The 17,571-nt window shown below is 50.7% G+C and carries 17 protein-coding genes and 2 tRNA genes; 9 read left to right on the forward strand and 10 right to left on the reverse strand.

Annotated elements, in window-relative coordinates:
- Nucleotides 1–12: 12 nt before the first annotated feature.
- From pykF to ACS603_RS03415, 4 genes are all read right to left on the reverse strand, one after another.
- Nucleotides 13–1,434: a pyruvate kinase PykF gene (gene pykF, locus ACS603_RS03400; RefSeq protein ID WP_182060748.1), complete on the reverse strand. Its 1,422-nt coding sequence runs from the start codon at nt 1,432–1,434 to the stop codon at nt 13–15.
- A 7-nt stretch (nt 1,435–1,441) separates the two neighbouring features.
- Nucleotides 1,442–1,738 (reverse strand): protein YnhH, encoded by a 297-nt coding sequence (gene ynhH, locus ACS603_RS03405; protein WP_474943766.1) that lies wholly within the window; start codon nt 1,736–1,738, stop codon nt 1,442–1,444.
- 73 nt (nt 1,739–1,811) lie between these two features.
- Nucleotides 1,812–2,957 (reverse strand): trans-sulfuration enzyme family protein, encoded by a 1,146-nt coding sequence (locus tag ACS603_RS03410; protein WP_474943767.1) that lies wholly within the window; start codon nt 2,955–2,957, stop codon nt 1,812–1,814.
- Between the two features lie 11 nt (nt 2,958–2,968).
- A complete protein-coding gene (locus ACS603_RS03415) occupies nt 2,969–4,339 on the reverse strand; it encodes a pyridoxal-phosphate dependent enzyme (RefSeq protein ID WP_315688398.1) in 1,371 nt (456 codons plus the stop codon).
- Between the two features lie 400 nt (nt 4,340–4,739).
- Between ACS603_RS03415 and ACS603_RS03420 the strand changes: the two genes are divergently transcribed.
- The 7 genes from ACS603_RS03420 to ACS603_RS03450 all read left to right on the forward strand — a co-directional run bounded on the left by ACS603_RS03420 (nt 4,740) and on the right by ACS603_RS03450 (nt 10,444).
- Nucleotides 4,740–5,762, forward strand: a complete 1,023-nt coding sequence (locus ACS603_RS03420; RefSeq protein ID WP_474943768.1) for a methionine ABC transporter ATP-binding protein — start codon at nt 4,740–4,742, stop codon at nt 5,760–5,762.
- Nucleotides 5,755–6,423 carry a methionine ABC transporter permease gene (locus ACS603_RS03425; RefSeq protein ID WP_474943769.1) on the forward strand — a complete coding sequence of 223 codons (669 nt, stop codon included), beginning with the start codon at nt 5,755–5,757 and terminating at the stop codon, nt 6,421–6,423. Before ACS603_RS03420 ends, ACS603_RS03425 begins: the two co-directional genes overlap by 8 nt.
- Before the next feature lie 24 nt (nt 6,424–6,447).
- Nucleotides 6,448–7,260 carry a MetQ/NlpA family ABC transporter substrate-binding protein gene (locus tag ACS603_RS03430; RefSeq protein ID WP_003857677.1) on the forward strand — a complete coding sequence of 271 codons (813 nt, stop codon included), beginning with the start codon at nt 6,448–6,450 and terminating at the stop codon, nt 7,258–7,260.
- 108 nt (nt 7,261–7,368) lie between these two features.
- Nucleotides 7,369–7,578: a fumarate hydratase FumD gene (gene fumD, locus ACS603_RS03435; protein ID WP_014069945.1), complete on the forward strand. Its 210-nt coding sequence runs from the start codon at nt 7,369–7,371 to the stop codon at nt 7,576–7,578.
- A 104-nt stretch (nt 7,579–7,682) separates the two neighbouring features.
- Nucleotides 7,683–9,554: a DUF4209 domain-containing protein gene (locus ACS603_RS03440; RefSeq protein WP_474943770.1), complete on the forward strand. Its 1,872-nt coding sequence runs from the start codon at nt 7,683–7,685 to the stop codon at nt 9,552–9,554.
- Nucleotides 9,555–9,863: 309 nt separating this feature from the next.
- On the forward strand, nt 9,864–10,031 hold the full coding sequence (locus ACS603_RS03445) for a hypothetical protein (RefSeq protein WP_182060757.1): 168 nt from the start codon (nt 9,864–9,866) through the stop codon (nt 10,029–10,031).
- 239 nt (nt 10,032–10,270) lie between these two features.
- Nucleotides 10,271–10,444, forward strand: coding sequence for a hypothetical protein (locus ACS603_RS03450; protein ID WP_259349651.1), 174 nt, complete (start codon nt 10,271–10,273; stop codon nt 10,442–10,444).
- A gap of 48 nt (nt 10,445–10,492) precedes the next feature.
- Here the strand turns inward: ACS603_RS03450 and ACS603_RS03455 are convergent, their stop codons facing one another.
- Nucleotides 10,493–10,633, reverse strand: coding sequence for a hypothetical protein (locus ACS603_RS03455; RefSeq protein ID WP_003857665.1), 141 nt, complete (start codon nt 10,631–10,633; stop codon nt 10,493–10,495).
- Nucleotides 10,634–10,861: 228 nt separating this feature from the next.
- Between ACS603_RS03455 and ACS603_RS03460 the strand changes: the two genes are divergently transcribed.
- Nucleotides 10,862–11,497 (forward strand): carbonic anhydrase, encoded by a 636-nt coding sequence (locus ACS603_RS03460; RefSeq protein ID WP_182060758.1) that lies wholly within the window; start codon nt 10,862–10,864, stop codon nt 11,495–11,497.
- 28 nt (nt 11,498–11,525) lie between these two features.
- On the opposite strand, the gene ACS603_RS03465 is transcribed toward ACS603_RS03460, so the two are convergent.
- From ACS603_RS03465 to mdtK, 4 genes are all read right to left on the reverse strand, one after another.
- Nucleotides 11,526–13,121, reverse strand: coding sequence for an FAD-NAD(P)-binding protein (locus ACS603_RS03465; protein ID WP_474943771.1), 1,596 nt, complete (start codon nt 13,119–13,121; stop codon nt 11,526–11,528).
- Between the two features lie 117 nt (nt 13,122–13,238).
- A tRNA-Val gene (locus tag ACS603_RS03470) sits at nt 13,239–13,315 on the reverse strand.
- Between the two features lie 4 nt (nt 13,316–13,319).
- Nucleotides 13,320–13,396: transfer RNA gene (locus ACS603_RS03475), tRNA-Val, on the reverse strand.
- A 153-nt stretch (nt 13,397–13,549) separates the two neighbouring features.
- Nucleotides 13,550–14,923 (reverse strand): MdtK family multidrug efflux MATE transporter, encoded by a 1,374-nt coding sequence (mdtK, locus tag ACS603_RS03480; protein ID WP_182060760.1) that lies wholly within the window; start codon nt 14,921–14,923, stop codon nt 13,550–13,552.
- A 224-nt stretch (nt 14,924–15,147) separates the two neighbouring features.
- Between mdtK and ACS603_RS03485 the strand changes: the two genes are divergently transcribed.
- Complete coding sequence (locus tag ACS603_RS03485; RefSeq protein WP_182060761.1) at nt 15,148–15,786, forward strand: riboflavin synthase subunit alpha; 639 nt, start codon at nt 15,148–15,150, stop codon at nt 15,784–15,786.
- Between the two features lie 553 nt (nt 15,787–16,339).
- On the opposite strand, the gene cfa is transcribed toward ACS603_RS03485, so the two are convergent.
- Nucleotides 16,340–17,488 carry a cyclopropane fatty acyl phospholipid synthase gene (gene cfa / locus ACS603_RS03490; protein ID WP_182060762.1) on the reverse strand — a complete coding sequence of 383 codons (1,149 nt, stop codon included), beginning with the start codon at nt 17,486–17,488 and terminating at the stop codon, nt 16,340–16,342.
- Nucleotides 17,489–17,571: the final 83 nt, after the last annotated feature.

Genomic DNA, 17,571 nt, shown 5'->3' on the forward strand with positions numbered 1-17,571 from the left:
GTTCGAGAATTATTACAGTACGTGAACAGATGCAGTGTTGGTTGTACCAGCTGGTACCAGAGCACCAGAAACCATCACCACAACGTCGCCTTTCTGTGCCAGGCCGCGTTCAACGAGTTGCAGCGCCACTTCTTTACCCAGACGGTAGAAATCGTCTGTAGACGCGATCTCTTTCACCAGGTGAGGAACAACACCTTTGCTCAGTACCAGCTGACGAGCAGTGGTTTCGTTGGTGGTCAGGGCCAGAATGGTGGCATCCGGGAAGTATTTACGGATAGCACGGGCAGATTTACCGCCCTGGGTCGCAACCACAATCAGTGGTGCTTCCAGTTTCTCAGCAGTTTCTACCGCACCACGGCACACTGCTTCAGTGATGCGCAGTTTACGGCTGTCGTTGTTGTAATCCAGACGGCTGGTCATCACGCGGTCGGTACGTTCACAGATGGTGGCCATGATGCTCACGGCTTCCAGCGGATATTTACCTTTAGCGGATTCGCCAGACAGCATTACTGCGTCAGTACCGTCCAGGATGGCGTTCGCCACGTCGCCTGCTTCAGCGCGGGTTGGGCGTGGGTTTTTGATCATGGAGTCCAGCATCTGCGTTGCAGTGATAACCACTTTACGCGCGCGAACACACTTCTCGATCATCATCTTCTGCGCGAAGATAACTTCTTCAACCGGGATCTCAACACCCAGGTCACCACGAGCAACCATGATACCGTCAGACGCTTCGAGAATTTCGTCGAAGTTGTTCAGGCCTTCCTGGTTTTCGATTTTGGAGATGATCTGGATCTTCTCGCCGCCGTGCGCTTTCAGGTGCTCACGGATTTCAACCACGTCGGAACGTTTACGGATAAAGGACGCTGCAACGAAATCAACGCCTTGTTCGCAACCGAAGATCAGGTCTTGCTTGTCTTTTTCAGCCAGTGCTGGCAGCGCGATGGAAACGCCTGGCAGGTTAACGCCTTTGTTTTCACCCAGGTCGCCGTTGTTCAGCACTTTACAGATAACCTTGTTACCTTCGATAGCGGTAACTTCCATACCGATCAGACCATCGTCCACCAGAACGGTGTTACCGACGGACAGATCGCTGGTGAAGCCTTCATAGGTCACAGCAACGATTTCGTTGTTGCCGACAACAGACTTGTCAGTGGTGAAGGTGAAGGTCTGGCCAGCTTTCAGAGAGACGTCGTTACCGCCTTCCAGTTTGATGGTACGGATTTCAGGACCTTTGGTATCGAGCAGGATAGCGGCTTTTTTACCGGTCTTGCTCATCACGTTGCGCAAGTTCTGGATACGCTGACCGTGTTCAGCATAGTCACCGTGGGAGAAGTTCAGACGCATAACGTTCATGCCGGCGTCCAGCATTTTGGTCAGCATCTCTTCAGATTCGGTTTTCGGGCCGATGGTGCAAACAATTTTCGTCTTTTTCATGACAGTCTTAGTCTTTAAGTTGGGAAGGATATGGAAATCTCGCTCCGGGGGCGCACCGCCGCGGAGCCAAACCTGTGTTGCAAAAGAGTATATGACACGCAATAAGGATAGGAGACATCAAATGAGCGTGCAGAAGAAAGTGTGCCTGAGTGTCAGCCCAACGGAGGAGAGGAAAAGTTGTACGTTGTTTTTTGTATTCCAAGCGCTGAAACCATTCACCAGGGATTAGGCGCGCATTATACGCTGATTTTCTGATAAAAGGAAAATGAAAACAGCGTTTCAAAAATAATCTGTGCAGATTCACATAAGATTGTTATCAAGGCGTTAAAGCATAATGACAACTTATGGCGGCAGGCTCGTCACCCGCCGCATTTAGCTCAAATTTTTAGCGCCTGATCCAGGTCGGCAATCAAATCCTGCACATCTTCAATACCCACAGAAAGACGGATCAGCTGCGGCACAATGCCGTTTGCCCATCGTTGCTCGGGCGGAATAGAGGCATGGGTCATGCTGTAAGGCTGGCTGACCAGGCTTTCAACGCCGCCCAGGCTTTCCGCCAGGGTAAACAGTTTCAGCTTGCGGATGATCTCCGTCGCCCGTTGCGCATCTCCTTTTACCACCACCGAAATCATGCCACCGGGCAGGGCCATCTGCCGGCGCGCGAGCTGATACTGCGGATGGGACTCAAGCCACGGGAACCACACTTTTTCCACCTGCGGGTGGTGCTCCAGCCATTGCGCAATCGCCAGGGCGTTGGCACTGTGCTTTTCCACGCGCAGTGAAAGGGTACGAATTCCTCGCAGCGTGAGGAAACTGCTGAACGGATCGAGTACACCGCCCACCGCATTTTGCAGATAGCCCAGTTTATCGGCCAGTTCCGGGTTGTCGCCCACAACGGCTACCCCGGCAACCACATCGGAATGGCCGTTCAGGTATTTGGTTGCGGAGTGCACCACGATATCAAACCCCGACTCCAGCGGGCGGTGGATCACCGGCGAAGCAAACGTGTTGTCGGCTACGCTGATAAGGTGATGGCGACGGGCGATATCCGCAATGGCGGCCAGATCGGCCAGCTTCAGCAAGGGATTCGTCGGCGTTTCGACCCACACCATACGCGTGTCGGGCCGGATTGCGGCTTCCAGCGCCACCACGTCGCCCGGCTTAACCCAGCTGACCTGCAACCCGGTGCTGCGTTTGCGCACATTTTCAAACAGGCGGTACGTCCCGCCATAGACATCATCAATAGCAACGATGTGACTGTCTTTATCCAGCAATTCCAGCACCGTGGCGATAGCCGCCAGACCGGATGCGAAGGCGTAACCGCGGGTGCCGCTTTCCAGCGTGGCAATGGCGGTTTCAAGGGCGTCACGGGTTGGATTGCCACTGCGGGAATATTCGTAGCCGGTATGTTCACCCGGTGACGGTTGCGCAAACGTCGAAGTAGCGTAAATCGGTGGCATCACTGCACCGTGCTGGTCGTTAAATTCACCGCTGTGAACGCTGAGGGTGGCTAAATTTGTCATTGTCTCTTCCTTTATTGTTGCAGACGGTTGCGCCAGGCGGTGAGAACGTCGCTGCGCGTAATCAGACCCAGAAAGCGATCGTTATCATTAATGACCGCCACCAGCCCACGATCGAAAATCGTGTTCAGTGCGCTTTCCGGGGCGCGTTTATCCAGAAACTCCACCTGACGCGTCATGGCATCGGTGACGGGGAGGGCGAAACGGTCGCCGTCACCGCCGATGTGGCGCAGCAGATCCCACTCATCGATGATGCCGACGACCTTGCCGTCATCCAGCACCGGGAGTTGTGAGATGTCGTACAGACGCATTCGTGCCAGCACGGTGGAGAGCGTGTCATCCGGCGCGGCGGTCACCGTGGCGCCTTCATCATGGCGCAGGGCGATGTAGTCAGAGAGATCGCCTGCCTGCGGGCGAGAGATAAGCCCCTGCTGGCGCATCCAGTCGTCGTTGAACATCTTCGACAGATACTTATTCCCGCTGTCGCAGGCGAACGTCACCACGCGTTTGGGGGTTGTTTGCGCCTGGCAATATTTCAGCGCCGCCGCCAGCAGAGTCCCGCTGGAAGAGCCCGCCAGAATGCCTTCTGTTTTCAGCAGCTCGCGGGCGGTAGCGAAAGCTTCGCGGTCAGTAATACGCCAGGCGCGATTAACGCCTTCGATATGGGCCAGCGGGGGAATAAAGTCTTCCCCAATTCCCTCGACCAGCCACGAGCCTGCATCATGATAACGCCCGGTTTCGACCTGATCGGCCAGAACTGAGCCAGCGGGATCGGCGAGTACAAATTCGGTATGGGGAGAATGTTCAGCAAACCACGCCTGAAGGCCGCCCAGCGTGCCGCCGGAGCCCACGCCAACCACAATGGCGTCGATATCGCCATCAAGTTGTTCATACAGCTCCGGGGCCGTGGTGGTGCGGTGAGCCAGCGGGTTGGCGTCATTATTAAACTGATCGATGTAAAACGCGCCGGGAAGTTCGTTCGCCAGGCGCTGCGCGTAATCCTGATAATAAGCCGGATGGCCTTTATTAACGTCTGAACGCGTCAGCACCACCTGTGCGCCCAACGCCCGCAGGTGGAAAATCTTCTCGCGGCTCATTTTGTCGGGAACCACGAGGATCAGCGAGTAGCCTTTTTGTGCGGCAATTAACGCAAGGCCAAGCCCGGTATTGCCAGCGGTGGCCTCAATAATCGTCCCGCCGGGCTGTAGCAGGCCGTTGCGCTCTGCTTCGTTAATCATCGATAACGCAACGCGATCTTTGATAGAGCCACCCGGGTTCTGGTTTTCCAGCTTCAGAAACAAGGCGCAAGGACCGGTATTGAGCTTGTGCAACTGAATAAGCGGAGTACGGCCTATCAGTTCAGTGACAGAGTGATAAATCGCCATGGTTTTTTCCTGTATGAAGGTCATGGCGGGATGATAGTGCGGCGAAAATTTACCGATAAAGAACGTTTAACTGCCTTTTAGAACGAAAAGTAATATTAATGACTATTTCGGCAGTATAGCTAGCAAGACGTAAAGTGGTCTGGAAGTGAGGATGGCTATACCGGCATAAAATGCTGTAAAAATGAGCAAATTATCTCTCTCAGGGCCGTGATATATGCATCTGGCAGATAATCATTGCTGAAATTGAGCTATTTGCTTCCCGCCCAGTAAATCCGCCTTTTATTTCTTTTGGTTATAACAAATTCTTTTTTGGTCATTTAAAAGCGGATAATCGCTGATTACTATCATTTGGACATCCATACTGCTAAACCGCTATATGCGTAACGGATAACGAAGAAGAATGATAGTTCTCAGGAATATTTCGAAGATTTTTGACAACGGGAAGGTGGCGCTCACTGCCGTTGATAACGTCAATTTGACGGTTGAACAGGGACAGATTTACGGAATCATTGGTTACAGCGGCGCAGGCAAAAGTACCCTGATCCGCCTGCTGAACGGCCTGGAAAAACCCAGCACCGGCAGCGTGACCATCAACGGGCAGGATATCTCGGCTGCAAAAGGTGAGGCGCTGCGCCAGGCTCGCCTGAAAATCAGTATGGTTTTCCAGCACTTCAACCTGCTGTGGTCGCGCACGGTGAACGAGAACATCGCCTTCTCAATGCAAATTGCGGGCGTGCCAAAAGCCAACATCAAAGCGCGAGTGGCTGAACTGGTAGAGCTGGTGGGGCTGAAAGGTCGTGAGAATGCCTATCCGTCACAGCTGAGCGGCGGGCAAAAACAGCGTGTAGGTATTGCGCGTGCGCTGGCAAACAACCCTGACGTATTGCTGTGCGACGAGGCAACGTCTGCACTCGACCCGCAGACCACCGATCAGATCCTCGATCTGCTGCTGGACATTAATCGCCGATTCAAACTGACCATCGTGTTGATCACCCACGAAATGCATGTGGTGCGCAAAATCTGTGACCGTGTGGCGGTGATGGAAAACGGCAACGTGGTGGAAGAAGGGGACGTGTTGAGTGTCTTTACCCATCCGCAGCAACCGATCACCCAACAGTTTGTGCGCCAGGTGAGCCAGTATGCGGAAGAAGAGACATTTAATACCGAGCTGGCAAGCGAACTGGAAGGGACGGTGATCCGACTGACGTTCACCGGGCACAGCACGCACAAGCCGGTGGTCGGTGAGCTGACGTTACGCTACGGCCTGCCGTTTAACATTCTGCACGGGAAAATGACGCAAACCGCCCACGGTGTTTTTGGCCAGTTATGGGTACACGTGGTGGCATCTGACGAACAACTGAACAATATCCTCGCCGACCTGAAGCAAAGCGATATTGAAGGCGAGGTAATTAAACATGGCTGAAAATCTGCTCCCCCATCTGAAATGGGACCAGCTCTGGGCGGCAACGCAGGAAACGTTGTACATGGCTGCGCTTTCGGGTGTTGCGACCTTTGTGCTGGGCATTGTGCTTGGCCTGGCGTTGTTCCTGACCGCACGCGGCGGGCTATTCCAGAACCGGACGGTCTACAGCGTGATTTCGATTGTGGTGAACGTGTTCCGCTCAATCCCGTTCATCATCCTGATTGTTTTGTTGATCCCGTTCACCAAGACCATCGTCGGCACCATTCTTGGCGCGAACGCCGCGCTACCCGCCCTGATTGTGGGCGCGGCACCGTTTTACGCGCGTCTGGTAGAGATTGCCTTGCGTGAAGTGGACAAAGGGGTCATTGAGGCCACGCGCTCGATGGGCGCACGGCTGAGCACGTTAGTTTTTCGGGTTTTACTGCCGGAATCATCACCTGCACTGGTATCAGGTATTACGGTGACGCTGATTGCGCTGGTGAGTTACAGCGCAATGGCAGGGGTGATTGGCGCCGGTGGTTTGGGAAATCTGGCTTATCTGGAAGGATTCCAGCGCAACCACGGTGACGTCACGCTGGTGGCAACGGTGACCATTTTGATCATCGTTTTCATTATCCAGTTCTGCGGCGACATCCTTACATCACTTTTAGACAAACGCTAATAACAACACACAGGAACCATCATCATGAAAAAAACACTGACTCTGATCGCCGCAGCAACTCTGAGTGCCCTGAGCTTCGCCTCGTGGGCTGATACCCTGACCGTGGGCGCGTCCAACACCCCGCATGCCGAAATTCTGGAGCAGGCGAAGCCGATTCTGGCAAAGCAAGGTATCGACCTGGAGATTAAACCGTTCCAGGATTACATCCTGCCAAATACGGCGCTGGCAGGGCACGACATTGATGCGAACTACTTCCAGCACATTCCTTATCTGAACAGCGTGCTCAAAGATCATGCGGGCGACAAGGATTACGATTTTGTCAGCGCAGGTGCTATCCATATCGAGCCAATCGGTATTTACTCCAAAAAATACAAGTCCCTGAAAGATCTGCCGGAAGGTGGCAAAATCATCATGCGTGATGCAGTGTCTGAAGAAGGCCGTATTCTCTCCATCTTCGAAAAAGAGGGGGTGATTAAGCTCAAGCCAGGTATCGACAAAGTGACGGCACGCATCAGCGATATCGTTGAGAACCCGAAAAAACTGCAATTCACACCTAACGTAGAAGCGTCTCTGTTACCGCAGATGTACAACAACGACGAAGGCGCTGCGGTGGTTATCAACGCGAACTACGCCATTGACGCAGGTCTGGACCCGGTTCACGATCCAATCGCGGTAGAGAGCGGTGAAAATAACCCGTATGCCAATATCATTACGGTACACCGTGGTGACGAGAAGAAGAAAGATATCGTGGCGCTGGTGAACGTGTTGCACTCCAAAGAAATTCAGGACTGGATCCGCACCAAATACAAAGGCGCGGTTATTCCGGTAAACAACTAATTATTTGATTTCACAGATGAAGCCCGGCGAGTTTCTCGCCGGGCTTCTTTTTTGTATCCCGCCGACGAATCATTTAAGCTGAGCCTTTAGAGCAATGGAGTGAGAGCAATGGGCAATGTGACTAAAGACGACGCGCTTTATCAGGAAATGTGCCGGGTGGTAGGGAAGGTCGTGCTTGAGATGCGTGATTTAGGACAAGAGCCGAAACATATTGTTATTGCCGGGGTGCTGCGTACCGCGCTGGCGAACCAGCGCGTCAAGCGTAGCGAGTTGACCACTCAGGCAATGGAAACGGTGGTTAAAGCGCTGGCCGGGTAACGCGCCAGCGTTATTTATATTAGATTCGTTACCAAATATTACATGATATCTGTGGCTCATAAGTTAGCTACAGATATTTTCCATTGATGAGTAAAGGAACAGTCATGGGAAATAATCAGAGTCGAAAGTCAAATGATAAAAAAATGATAACGTTAACGCCGATTGTTCTTGCAACAGAACATGATTTTTCAAATTTTGACATTGACTTGTTATCATCCGAAAAAATATTATTTGATTACCATTCTATGTCACGCGAGTTTACTGCCTTAGCTAAGGAATCACAGAGCAGCTCTCACAGATGTGTCTATGACCTATTGAGTGCCATATGTAGTTTTCATTCAAAAATTGATGACCCTAATGAACCGTGGGGACCGTTATGGCAAGGACCAAATGGTAGATCTTATGTGCCAAGTGATTTTTGCGGTGAGCAAAATAATATCCTTTCGACTATAGTTCAGAAAATAGTCAATCTACCATTGCGTGCCAGAATAGCCGATGTGGTTTGGTCCAATGATAAAACTAAAAAAAATGAAGCCTGCATTGCAGTTGGTGCTTACTGCGATATCATCATTAAATATGGAAATAGAGAGGAAGGTAATGAAGATAGTTATATTAAGATTAGTAGTATGGAAAAAATGTTTAATCGAGCAATGCAAATTACAGCACTTTCTAGAAAAAAAAGTGATCTGTCAGATGATTTATTAAAGGCATTCGAAGTTATACGTTTAAAAACTATTGATGCTAAAAATTATGTTTTGTATGAGCGAATCTCTAGACTTGGTTGTAATAAGAAATTAATTGACTGGTCAGTGATTTCGTTAGAGGCATCAAATCTCGCAAGCCAGGCAGAGAACACTAGCAACCCAGAGGCTGTTAAAAAAGTATGGTATTTAGCTGCTACTGCTTTTGAAAAAATTGGCGATAAAGGAAAAAGTGATTTTTGTAAGGAAAAAGCTGTAGAACAAACACTAAGAATGAGGGATGAGGTTAGCCAGTCATCTGCAAAAGCGCACTGGGTCTCAGTTGCAATTAGTGAACTTCGTGCAATGGGAGGGCAAAAAGAACGGATCTCTAAATTATTTGAAGAACAGCGTTTATTACAGATGGTTGCACGTGATGATATTGCAACATTCACAACACCAATTGATACAGAGAAAGAGCGAGCCGAAACTGAAAAGGTATATTCCGAACTATCGCTATCTGACTGTTTTTTACGGTTTGCATTAGAGCCATTTATAATTCCTAAAACATCACTTAGAGAACATGCTGACTCTATACGTAAGAAGAGTTTTTTCAGTAGCTTTATGAGCTCAGTGCATACCGATAATGAAGGAAAAGTGTATGCTAAAACACCAGCTGCGCCATTAGATGAACGTCCCTCGGAAGAATGGTATAAATCTGAGAATATAAAAACACTTAATATTGTTTATCATAATTTCATAAATGGTGTCATCTTCCCTGCTCGTTACAGTCTTTCAGCTCGATTTTCAATTGAAGAAAGACATTTTGAAACAATTGTGGTGTCAAGTCCCTTTATTCCACCAAGCCATCGTTATATTTTCATGCTCGGTTTTTCCCGAATGTTTCAGGGGGATTATGTATCTTCAGCATACCTCCTTATTCCTCAGCTTGAAAATTCAATACGCTACTACATGCTAAATTTAAATCGAGATACGTCGAAAATGGATAACGATCTAATTCAAGAGGACCGCTCTCTCTCTGGAATGCTGGAGAATTTAAAAATAGATTTGGAAGAGGTATTTGGTGAAGACTTGATAAACATATTTGACCTATTGTTCAATTATAAACCTGGTCCGTCTCTACGTCATGAAGTTGCTCACGGAAAGTTATCCAGCAATGATTGTCTTAGTGCGGCGGCTATTTGCGCCTGTTGGCTTATTTATCATTTGGCATGTTGGCCCTTGATTGATAGCTGGGAAACACATATCGCCCCTTCAATTGATGAATTAGAGTGACTTTTCATCAGTTGGATGATTTTCACCTGAGGAGTTGTATCTGACTCCTCAATCTAATGGATTTCTTGTTTCTGTATTAATTCTACAAGCATAAGATCATTTATCCCGCTTACTTACAATCATATTTTTAAAATAAGAAATCGTGCTTTGTAATTAACGAAAAAGCATTAGTGAACAAGGTGTTATCGTCAGGTAAATGAAAGGGCTCTATTTGCACTTACTGCACATCAACAGTCGATATTGATATTTCACTTGCGCGGGAAAGGGGTGTTTAACTTAAGGCAGGTTTAGCAACGAGGGGTAAAGACAATGAAAAAGTGGATAAGCACGTTACGGCGGTTTTTTGCGGGTTCATCAGCAAGTGCGGAGAACAGCGCGCAACGTGTTCTTGAGTCGATACTGCCTGTTGCCAGCCTGTATGGTGTGGATATCGCGAACATAGACCCGGAGTGGTTCCATGATCAAACGTCACGCTGAATTGCGCCTAAAGCGCGAAATGTACTGGAATGAGCTGTGCGAAGGGTGCGAAGGGTGCTGAGGAAAAGAGGACGTTAAACCCCCGGTTATTGGGTAACGGTACTGTTTTTTTGTTCTCATAAGGGTTAGTTGGTAATGTCGACTGTCTGAATGACGACACCCGTTACCACGATGAGTAATACTATCCTGATTAAACGCAGCATCGCGAGTTTTCGACGCTCTATTCCTCGAACGGTGCCGTGCTGACGCAAAACGAATCGGTGCTGCCGCTCCTCAGTGGCGATGAAGATATCACCGCGCCGCGTAAAAAATTCCCACATATTCTGGCACTTGAAAAGACAACCGATCGTGCGCCGGGCGGCCATCTTGATGAAGCGTGCGCTCAGCAGGCGATTGATAGCCTGAAGCTGTAACGGCTGACCCGCACGGGGTGTTGCATCCGGTGCGGGTCAATTGCGTAATTAGATTTTGCAGGCGTCGCCGCAGTCATCGTCAGCCACAATAGCCTGAGCCTTTTTATCTGCGTCATCCAGACGTTCAGCGTTGCGCTCTTCGGCTTCATCCAGTCCGTTAAACACCAGATTGTCGAGATCAATTTCCATCATTTACCTGCTTTGTTCAGTTTTTGCGGTCAGCACAGTATAGGGCAAAAACAGGGGGGGATGTATCCCACGGGCGGCAGAACAGCCCGAAGTGCAAAATGCCGGGTGGCGACAGGCGATGTGGTCGGGCCAACAATATAATTCTTGTATGATGTTAAGCGGGGTAGTTAAACTTTACGAACGTGATCACTGTCACGCCTAAACTAAAACAGATAAAGAGACATTGCTATGCAACATATCATTGAAGGTTTCCTGAGCTTTCAAAAAGAAGTTTTCCCGCAACGTAAAGAACTCTTCCGCAGTTTAGCGTCCAGCCAGAATCCCAAAGCGCTGTTCATTTCCTGCTCCGATAGTCGTCTGGTACCAGAGCTGGTGACTCAACAAGAACCTGGACAGCTCTTTGTCATTCGAAATGCTGGTAATATCGTTCCGCCGTTCGGACCTGAACCAGGCGGTGTGTCTGCGACGATCGAATACGCGGTAGTAGCTCTGGGTGTGACCGATATTGTTATCTGTGGCCACTCCAACTGTGGCGCAATGAAAGCGATTGCCGACAACGCAAACCTGGATCCTATGCCAGCGGTATCCCACTGGTTGCGTTATTCCGATGCAGCGAAAGCGGTTGTGGAAAACAAAACCTGGACCGATGGCACGGAAAAAGTGAATGCGATGGTGCAGGAAAACGTGTTCGCGCAGCTGAGCAACATCAAAACGCATCCATCTGTGGCGGTCGGTCTGCGCAATAACTCTATTCGCCTGCATGGCTGGGTTTACGATATCGAAAGCGGTGATATTCGCGCTCTGGATAAAGAGACTAAAACCTTCGTGTCCCTGTCTGATAACCCGGAAGTGTTCTTCGAATAATCCGGCTAATCAGGGCAGGGACGCCCTGTTAATTCTCCGCAAAAAACACTTTTCTGCGTGGCCGGGACGCGGGTTTCTCTGCCGCTTTTGCCATCGCTTTTCCTCTCTCTGCGCATTCCGCCAGCCCCTGAACAAAAGGCTGATCGTGCATGAGCCAGGGGATTGCGCCAAAGGCTACCCGTCCGCACTGCGATTCGGGCGCCTGCAACGTATAGTCCTCTCCTACGTCCGGTATTTCATCTCCTGTAGTCAGAAGCTGCTTACGAAGTGTCGGGAAGGGCAGGTCTTTGGTTTTAAGTGGTTTTTGTCCGCGCGCATCGATAAATACATCGAATTGCCAGGTGTCGTCCTGGGTCGTGATAACCGTATGGTCATTGCCGATATTCAGTTCGTACTCATTCCCAAGTGTCAGAACGCTAATGATCCCCGCCTCTCGCAGTGCCAGTAACCGGCGAATGGACTGCGGCGGGATGGCGGCATAGTTATCAATAAATACCCGCGCCAGCCCTATTTTAAAACGCTCACTGTCTTTCTCGTTAAGGTGAGGGACAATTTCCCCCACCACGTCGTGTAACCGCAGGACGGTATAGCGCCAGGCGACGGTGCGTTTTTCATGTTTGTTCCGCACCACCTCCTGTAAGTTGTCTTCTGCCCATAAGAACGGATCGTGCTTTTTGCGATCGGCAAACCAGGCATCAAGGAGTGTGTCGGCATTCAGCCTGTGAAGCGCAATTGCGTCGCACCACTGCGGGTCGGCATTCCTGAGCTCTTTCACCATGAGAGCAAATATCCGGTCGAGCAGTCCGTTAGCGCCTTTTTTGATTTCAGCCTCTGCGACTGCGGGGGTCAATATGGCGAGCGGTTCATACGGGATCGGGCAATAAAAATCGGCCTCCGGCAGGATCCCGGTGCGCGACATTAATGTAATTTTCAGCCCCTGACTTTTTTCCGCCAGCCTGAACTGGTCGTCGACAAACGTTCCGTGCTGCATAACCACCGCCATGGCGGCATCCAGTCCGCTCAGGGAGGTGCCCATAATGCCGACGCGGCAGGGACGGATTTTCGCGTCCATCAGCCCGGACCATGGGCTTGGGAAGTAGGCGCGGGTGGCTTCATCATCGTCGGGCCAGACGTGGCCGGTGGCAACGATGGCAAGGTCCACGCTCTCCCTGAAGGGTTTATCGTTTACCGAAAGGGCGACTCCGTCTGCGTGGGCATCGATATCGGTCACACAGCTTGATTCGTATACCTGCACCTCAAAACCACGCTTTCTGGCCTCTGCGACAATGGCTAAAAATCGATCGCGGAAATATTCGCCCAGTAAAATACGCGGTAAAAACTGGCGGTCATGCAGTGAAGTTTTATCAACGCCATACCGGGCGAGATGGGTCTGACTCTGTGTCTTAAGCCAGTCGAGATAGGTGATGAAGATGGGGGGGATTTCAATACTCGCAATGTTCGCCAGCATCAGGCGCGAATTATCCTCAACGCTGTATGGCATCCCAACTCCGGCTTCCTTTTCCTGCTCAAAGACGGAGATCGAGAGGGGTGTTTTGTTATTCAGCAGAGCAAAAAAGGTATATATCCCGGTGGGACCCGAACCGATAATGGCGATTTTCTTCATCGACGGTATTCCTGCGTTTTTTCATGAGAAAAGCGTAGCAGGTGAAGAATTAATAAATCAGGAAATTGGGATTATTCAGAATACTAAGAGAGGATTTGCACCATTTCAGGACTGAAATGGTGCGTCCGAGTGGACTCGAACCACCGACCCCCACCATGTCAAGGTGGTGCTCTAACCAACTGAGCTACGGACGCAGAATGGTGCGTTCAATTGGACTCGAACCAACGACCCCCACCATGTCAAGGTGGTGCTCTAACCAACTGAGCTATGAACGCAACGTGTTGTCGGCGACAACGGGGACGAATATTAGCGGCACTGCCCGGATGAGGCAAGAGGGAAAATGCAATTTTCTCTCAGATTTCACGCAATTGCTTTATTCCCGCGCAAAATGAAGAGAAAGTAGCCGCTTGCCAGCGGCTACTGTGCATTTAACGTGCTGCACGTTGCAAAATGACGGCCGAAGACTGACGTTGCAGGAAGCGCATACGCAGCATCATCAGGATAGCCGCTGACGTTAAGCCGATGATAAAGCCCATCCAGAATCCGGCAGGCCCCATACGGTCAACCACCAGGTCGGTCAGCGCCAGGATATAGCCAGTAGGCAGCCCAAGAACCCAATACGCTGTAAAGGTAATAAAGAAGATAGAACGCGTATCTTTATACCCACGCAGGATCCCGCTGCCGATAACCTGAATCGAATCTGAAATCTGGTATACCGCCGCCAGCAGCATCAGGTGCGATGCCAGGAGAACCACTTCCGGGTTGTCGTTATAGAGCAGGGCAATCTGCTCACGCAGTGTGACGGTAAACAGTGCGGTACACACTGCCATACAAACGCCCACGCCTAACCCGGTACGCGCCGCCGTTTGCGCATCAATGGTTGAACCTTGCCCCAGACGGAAACCGACACGAATGGTGACCGCCGCAGCCAGTGACAACGGCATGACGAACATTAGCGAACTAAAGTTCAGCGCTATCTGGTGCCCGGCGACATTTATGATGCCCAGCGGAGACACCAGCAGCGCAACCACCGCGAACAGCGTCACTTCAAAGAACAGCGCCAGTGCAATCGGCAGACCGAGCTGCACAAGACGGGTCAGGATAGCCATATCAGGCTTACTGAAAGGCTCATCGTTACGGATATCACGCATTGAGCGCGCGCGTTTGACATAGGTCATCATGCTAAAGAACATGACCCAGAACACCGCCGCAGTCGCCACACCACAACCGACGCCACCCAGTTCAGGCATCCCGAAGTGCCCGTAAATAAAGATGTAGTTCACCGGAATATTCACCAGCAGGCCGATGAAACCCATCACCATACCGGGCTTGGTTTTTGCCAGCCCTTCGCACTGGTTACGCGCCACCTGGAAGAAGAGATATCCCGGCGTGCCCCACAGTAATGCGCGCAGATAGCCCACGGCCTTATCCGCGAGGGCAGGGTCGATATTATGCATGGATCGGATAATGTGGCCTGCGTTCCAGAGCACGGCCATAATCAGCACAGAAACTGAACCCGCCAGCCAGAATCCCTGACGCACCTGGTGTGCGATACGCTCGCGACGCCCGGAGCCGTTCAACTGCGCGATAATCGGGGTCAGGGCCAGCAACAGACCATGGCCAAAGAGAATGGCCGGCAGCCAGATAGAGGTTCCGATTGCAACGGCGGCCATATCGGTGGCGCTATAGCCACCTGCCATCACCGTATCCACAAATCCCATTGCGGTTTGGGCAACCTGCGCGATGATCACTGGTATAGCCAGTGCCAACAACTGACGCGCTTCATTCATGTACTTCTGCACGTGAACACCTTTGTATTGTAGTTATTTGAGAGACTAAAAAAGCCGCCGTTACTGGCAGCAAGAAGAAAATGCAGGGGGATGGCAGCTATTGTAGCGGGCTTTAACTAATTATCTAGTGAAAAAATAGCCAGAAAATGCGCTCCACTGGCAACCTGTTTTTCCAACTGTTATTGTGGTGGGATTAAACGGTGTCAGCACCGTCCGAAGAAACAGGAGTTGTAAGCATGTTTACTGGTATTGTTCAGGGCACGGCTAAACTGGTGTCCATTGATGAGAAACCCAATTTCCGCACCCATGTTGTCGAGCTGCCAGAATATATGCTCGATGGCCTGGAAACCGGGGCGTCGGTTGCGCATAACGGCTGCTGCCTGACAGTCACTGAAATAAACGGCAACCACATCAGCTTTGATTTAATGAAAGAAACGCTGCGCATCACCAATCTGGGTGAACTGGTGGTTGGTGATAGCGTCAACGTCGAGCGTGCGGCGAAGTTCAGCGATGAGATCGGCGGGCATTTGATGTCTGGCCATATCATGACGACAGCTGAAGTTGCGAAAATCCTGACTTCTGAAAATAACCGCCAAATCTGGTTTAAAGTGCAGGATACGACATTAATGAAATACATCCTGTACAAAGGATATATTGGCATTGATGGTATTAGCCTGACGGTAGGCGAAGTGACGCCAACGCGTTTTTGCGTGCATTTAATTCCTGAAACATTACAGCGCACCACGCTGGGCGCTAAAAAATTGGGGCATCGCGTGAATATTGAAATAGATCCGCAAACGCAGGCGGTTGTGGATACCGTTGAGCGCGTGCTGGCGGCAAAAGAAGCCGCAGTAATAAAATCAGAAGAAGAATAAAAAATAACCCCGGCTATCCGTAATGCTTGTCAGTTAAGCTCGGTGCAGGGTTCCGTTCACCTTAATACCCGCAGAAAATAATTCGTTCAGAACACGTGAACGGGATAAGGGGGCCACCGCGGCCCCCTTATCAATCCCCGCGGCCCGCAAAGAAATCGGTGCTTCGCACTGCGCTCACCTCCCGACCGTTTGCCTGCGGTCGGCTCGACTCGACATCCTGTCTCATTTCGCCTCTGGCCGCCATCCCTGGCGTCCAGCCCTTGTCATCCGGCCTCCGGTTCGCCGATTTCTGCGGGACTCAACATCCGTGCCACTTTCAGGCCGCAGAGAAGGTTGAGGGAGCGTGAGTCCGGCTGAAAATCGCCGAAGCGGCGATTTTCTTTGCCGGGAGCCGGGATTGCTAAGGGGGCGGCGACCCCCTTAGCACGTTCACCACAGCGGATTAGGCAGGTAGCAGGAGAGTCTGAGTGAACGGAACGATGCCACTAAAATAACAGAGTGGCTTAATATCGCTTAACTGACTGGTATAACCCCGGATATCCGGGGTTATTTTTTAGCGGGCGACCCGCAAACCATGTTCAACACCATGACTGAAAACCACCTGCCATAGCTGTATATCACGCGCCCTGAATGCACCCGCGCAGGCGTTCAGGTAATATATGAACATCCGTTTGAATCGTTCGGAATAGTTGTCGGCAATCTCTGGCCAGGCATCGAGAAAACGCGACTGCCATGCCATCAACGTGGTGTCGTAATCTGCGCCAAAGTTATGCCAGTCCTCCACAATAAAGTGGGGTTCGCTGGCGTTCGCTATCTGGCGAACCGACGGTAAACAGCCATTCGGAAAGATGTATTTATTGATCCATGGATCAACACTATGGTCGGTCTTTTTCGAACCAATGGTGTGAAGCAGGAAGATACCATCCGGTTTCAGATTACGGTCTGCTACCGAAAAATAGGTTCTGTAGTTTTTAGGCCCAACGTGCTCGAACATCCCGACAGAGACAATGCGGTCGAACTGATCGTGTAGCTCGCGGTAATCCTGGAGCAGAATATTGACGTCCAGGTCGTGACACCGCTCCTGCGCCATTTTCTGCTGTTCTGCAGAGATAGTCACACCTACCACGCTGACACCGTAGTTTTTCGCCATATAGTATGCAAGACCACCCCAGCCGCAGCCGATATCCAGCACGCGCATCCCCGGCTGTAACTGCAATTTCTCGCAGATCAGACGCAGTTTCGCCTGCTGGGCCTCTTCAAGCGTCGAGGCCTCTTTCCAGTAGGCACAAGAGTATTGCATGTAGGGATCAAGCATCCGGCTAAAGAGGTCATTACCCAGATCGTAATGCTCTTTACCCACGATCCATGCCCGTTTTTTGCTTTGCAGGTTGAACAAGCGGGCAGCAGCGACACGCAGGGTATCCTTCACATTACGGGGAAGCTGACTCTCCAGCCCGGCGCGTAAAACGCTTGAGAAAAAGATATCCAGCCGCTCGCATTCCCACCAGCCATCCATATAACTTTCACCCAGTCCTAACGATCCCTCTTGCAATACACGCTTGAAAAAATCGGGATGTTTGATTTGGGGATCGGATGGGGAAGGCCCGTTGATAGTGATGCCTGCACGACCCAATAGTTCAGTGACGATCCGGGACCAGTTGTCGTCCGGAACGCTGACTTCTTCTATACACGATGAACTCATAGCTTCTCCATCACCTTGCTGTGATCAGAACCTTCAAACAGCGTAGACGCTTTTTTTGGTTTGTGAGAAATCTCACGGTATTA

Source organism: Enterobacter sp. Li2LvB3, from assembly GCF_056156645.1.

Coding starts and splice junctions, on each gene's coding strand:
- ACS603_RS03420 (WP_474943768.1), top strand. CDS start 4,740: ATGATAGTTCTCAGGAATATTTCGAAGATTTTTGACAACGGGAAGGTG.
- cfa (WP_182060762.1), bottom strand. CDS start 17,488: ATGAGTTCATCGTGTATAGAAGAAGTCAGCGTTCCGGACGACAACTGG.
- ACS603_RS03465 (WP_474943771.1), bottom strand. CDS start 13,121: ATGAAGAAAATCGCCATTATCGGTTCGGGTCCCACCGGGATATATACC.
- ACS603_RS03455 (WP_003857665.1), bottom strand. CDS start 10,633: ATGGAAATTGATCTCGACAATCTGGTGTTTAACGGACTGGATGAAGCC.
- pykF (WP_182060748.1), bottom strand. CDS start 1,434: ATGAAAAAGACGAAAATTGTTTGCACCATCGGCCCGAAAACCGAATCT.
- ACS603_RS03445 (WP_182060757.1), top strand. CDS start 9,864: ATGAAAAAGTGGATAAGCACGTTACGGCGGTTTTTTGCGGGTTCATCA.
- ACS603_RS03430 (WP_003857677.1), top strand. CDS start 6,448: ATGAAAAAAACACTGACTCTGATCGCCGCAGCAACTCTGAGTGCCCTG.
- ACS603_RS03425 (WP_474943769.1), top strand. CDS start 5,755: ATGGCTGAAAATCTGCTCCCCCATCTGAAATGGGACCAGCTCTGGGCG.
- fumD (WP_014069945.1), top strand. CDS start 7,369: ATGGGCAATGTGACTAAAGACGACGCGCTTTATCAGGAAATGTGCCGG.
- ACS603_RS03415 (WP_315688398.1), bottom strand. CDS start 4,339: ATGGCGATTTATCACTCTGTCACTGAACTGATAGGCCGTACTCCGCTT.
- ACS603_RS03460 (WP_182060758.1), top strand. CDS start 10,862: ATGCAACATATCATTGAAGGTTTCCTGAGCTTTCAAAAAGAAGTTTTC.
- ACS603_RS03440 (WP_474943770.1), top strand. CDS start 7,683: ATGGGAAATAATCAGAGTCGAAAGTCAAATGATAAAAAAATGATAACG.
- ACS603_RS03410 (WP_474943767.1), bottom strand. CDS start 2,957: ATGACAAATTTAGCCACCCTCAGCGTTCACAGCGGTGAATTTAACGAC.
- ACS603_RS03485 (WP_182060761.1), top strand. CDS start 15,148: ATGTTTACTGGTATTGTTCAGGGCACGGCTAAACTGGTGTCCATTGAT.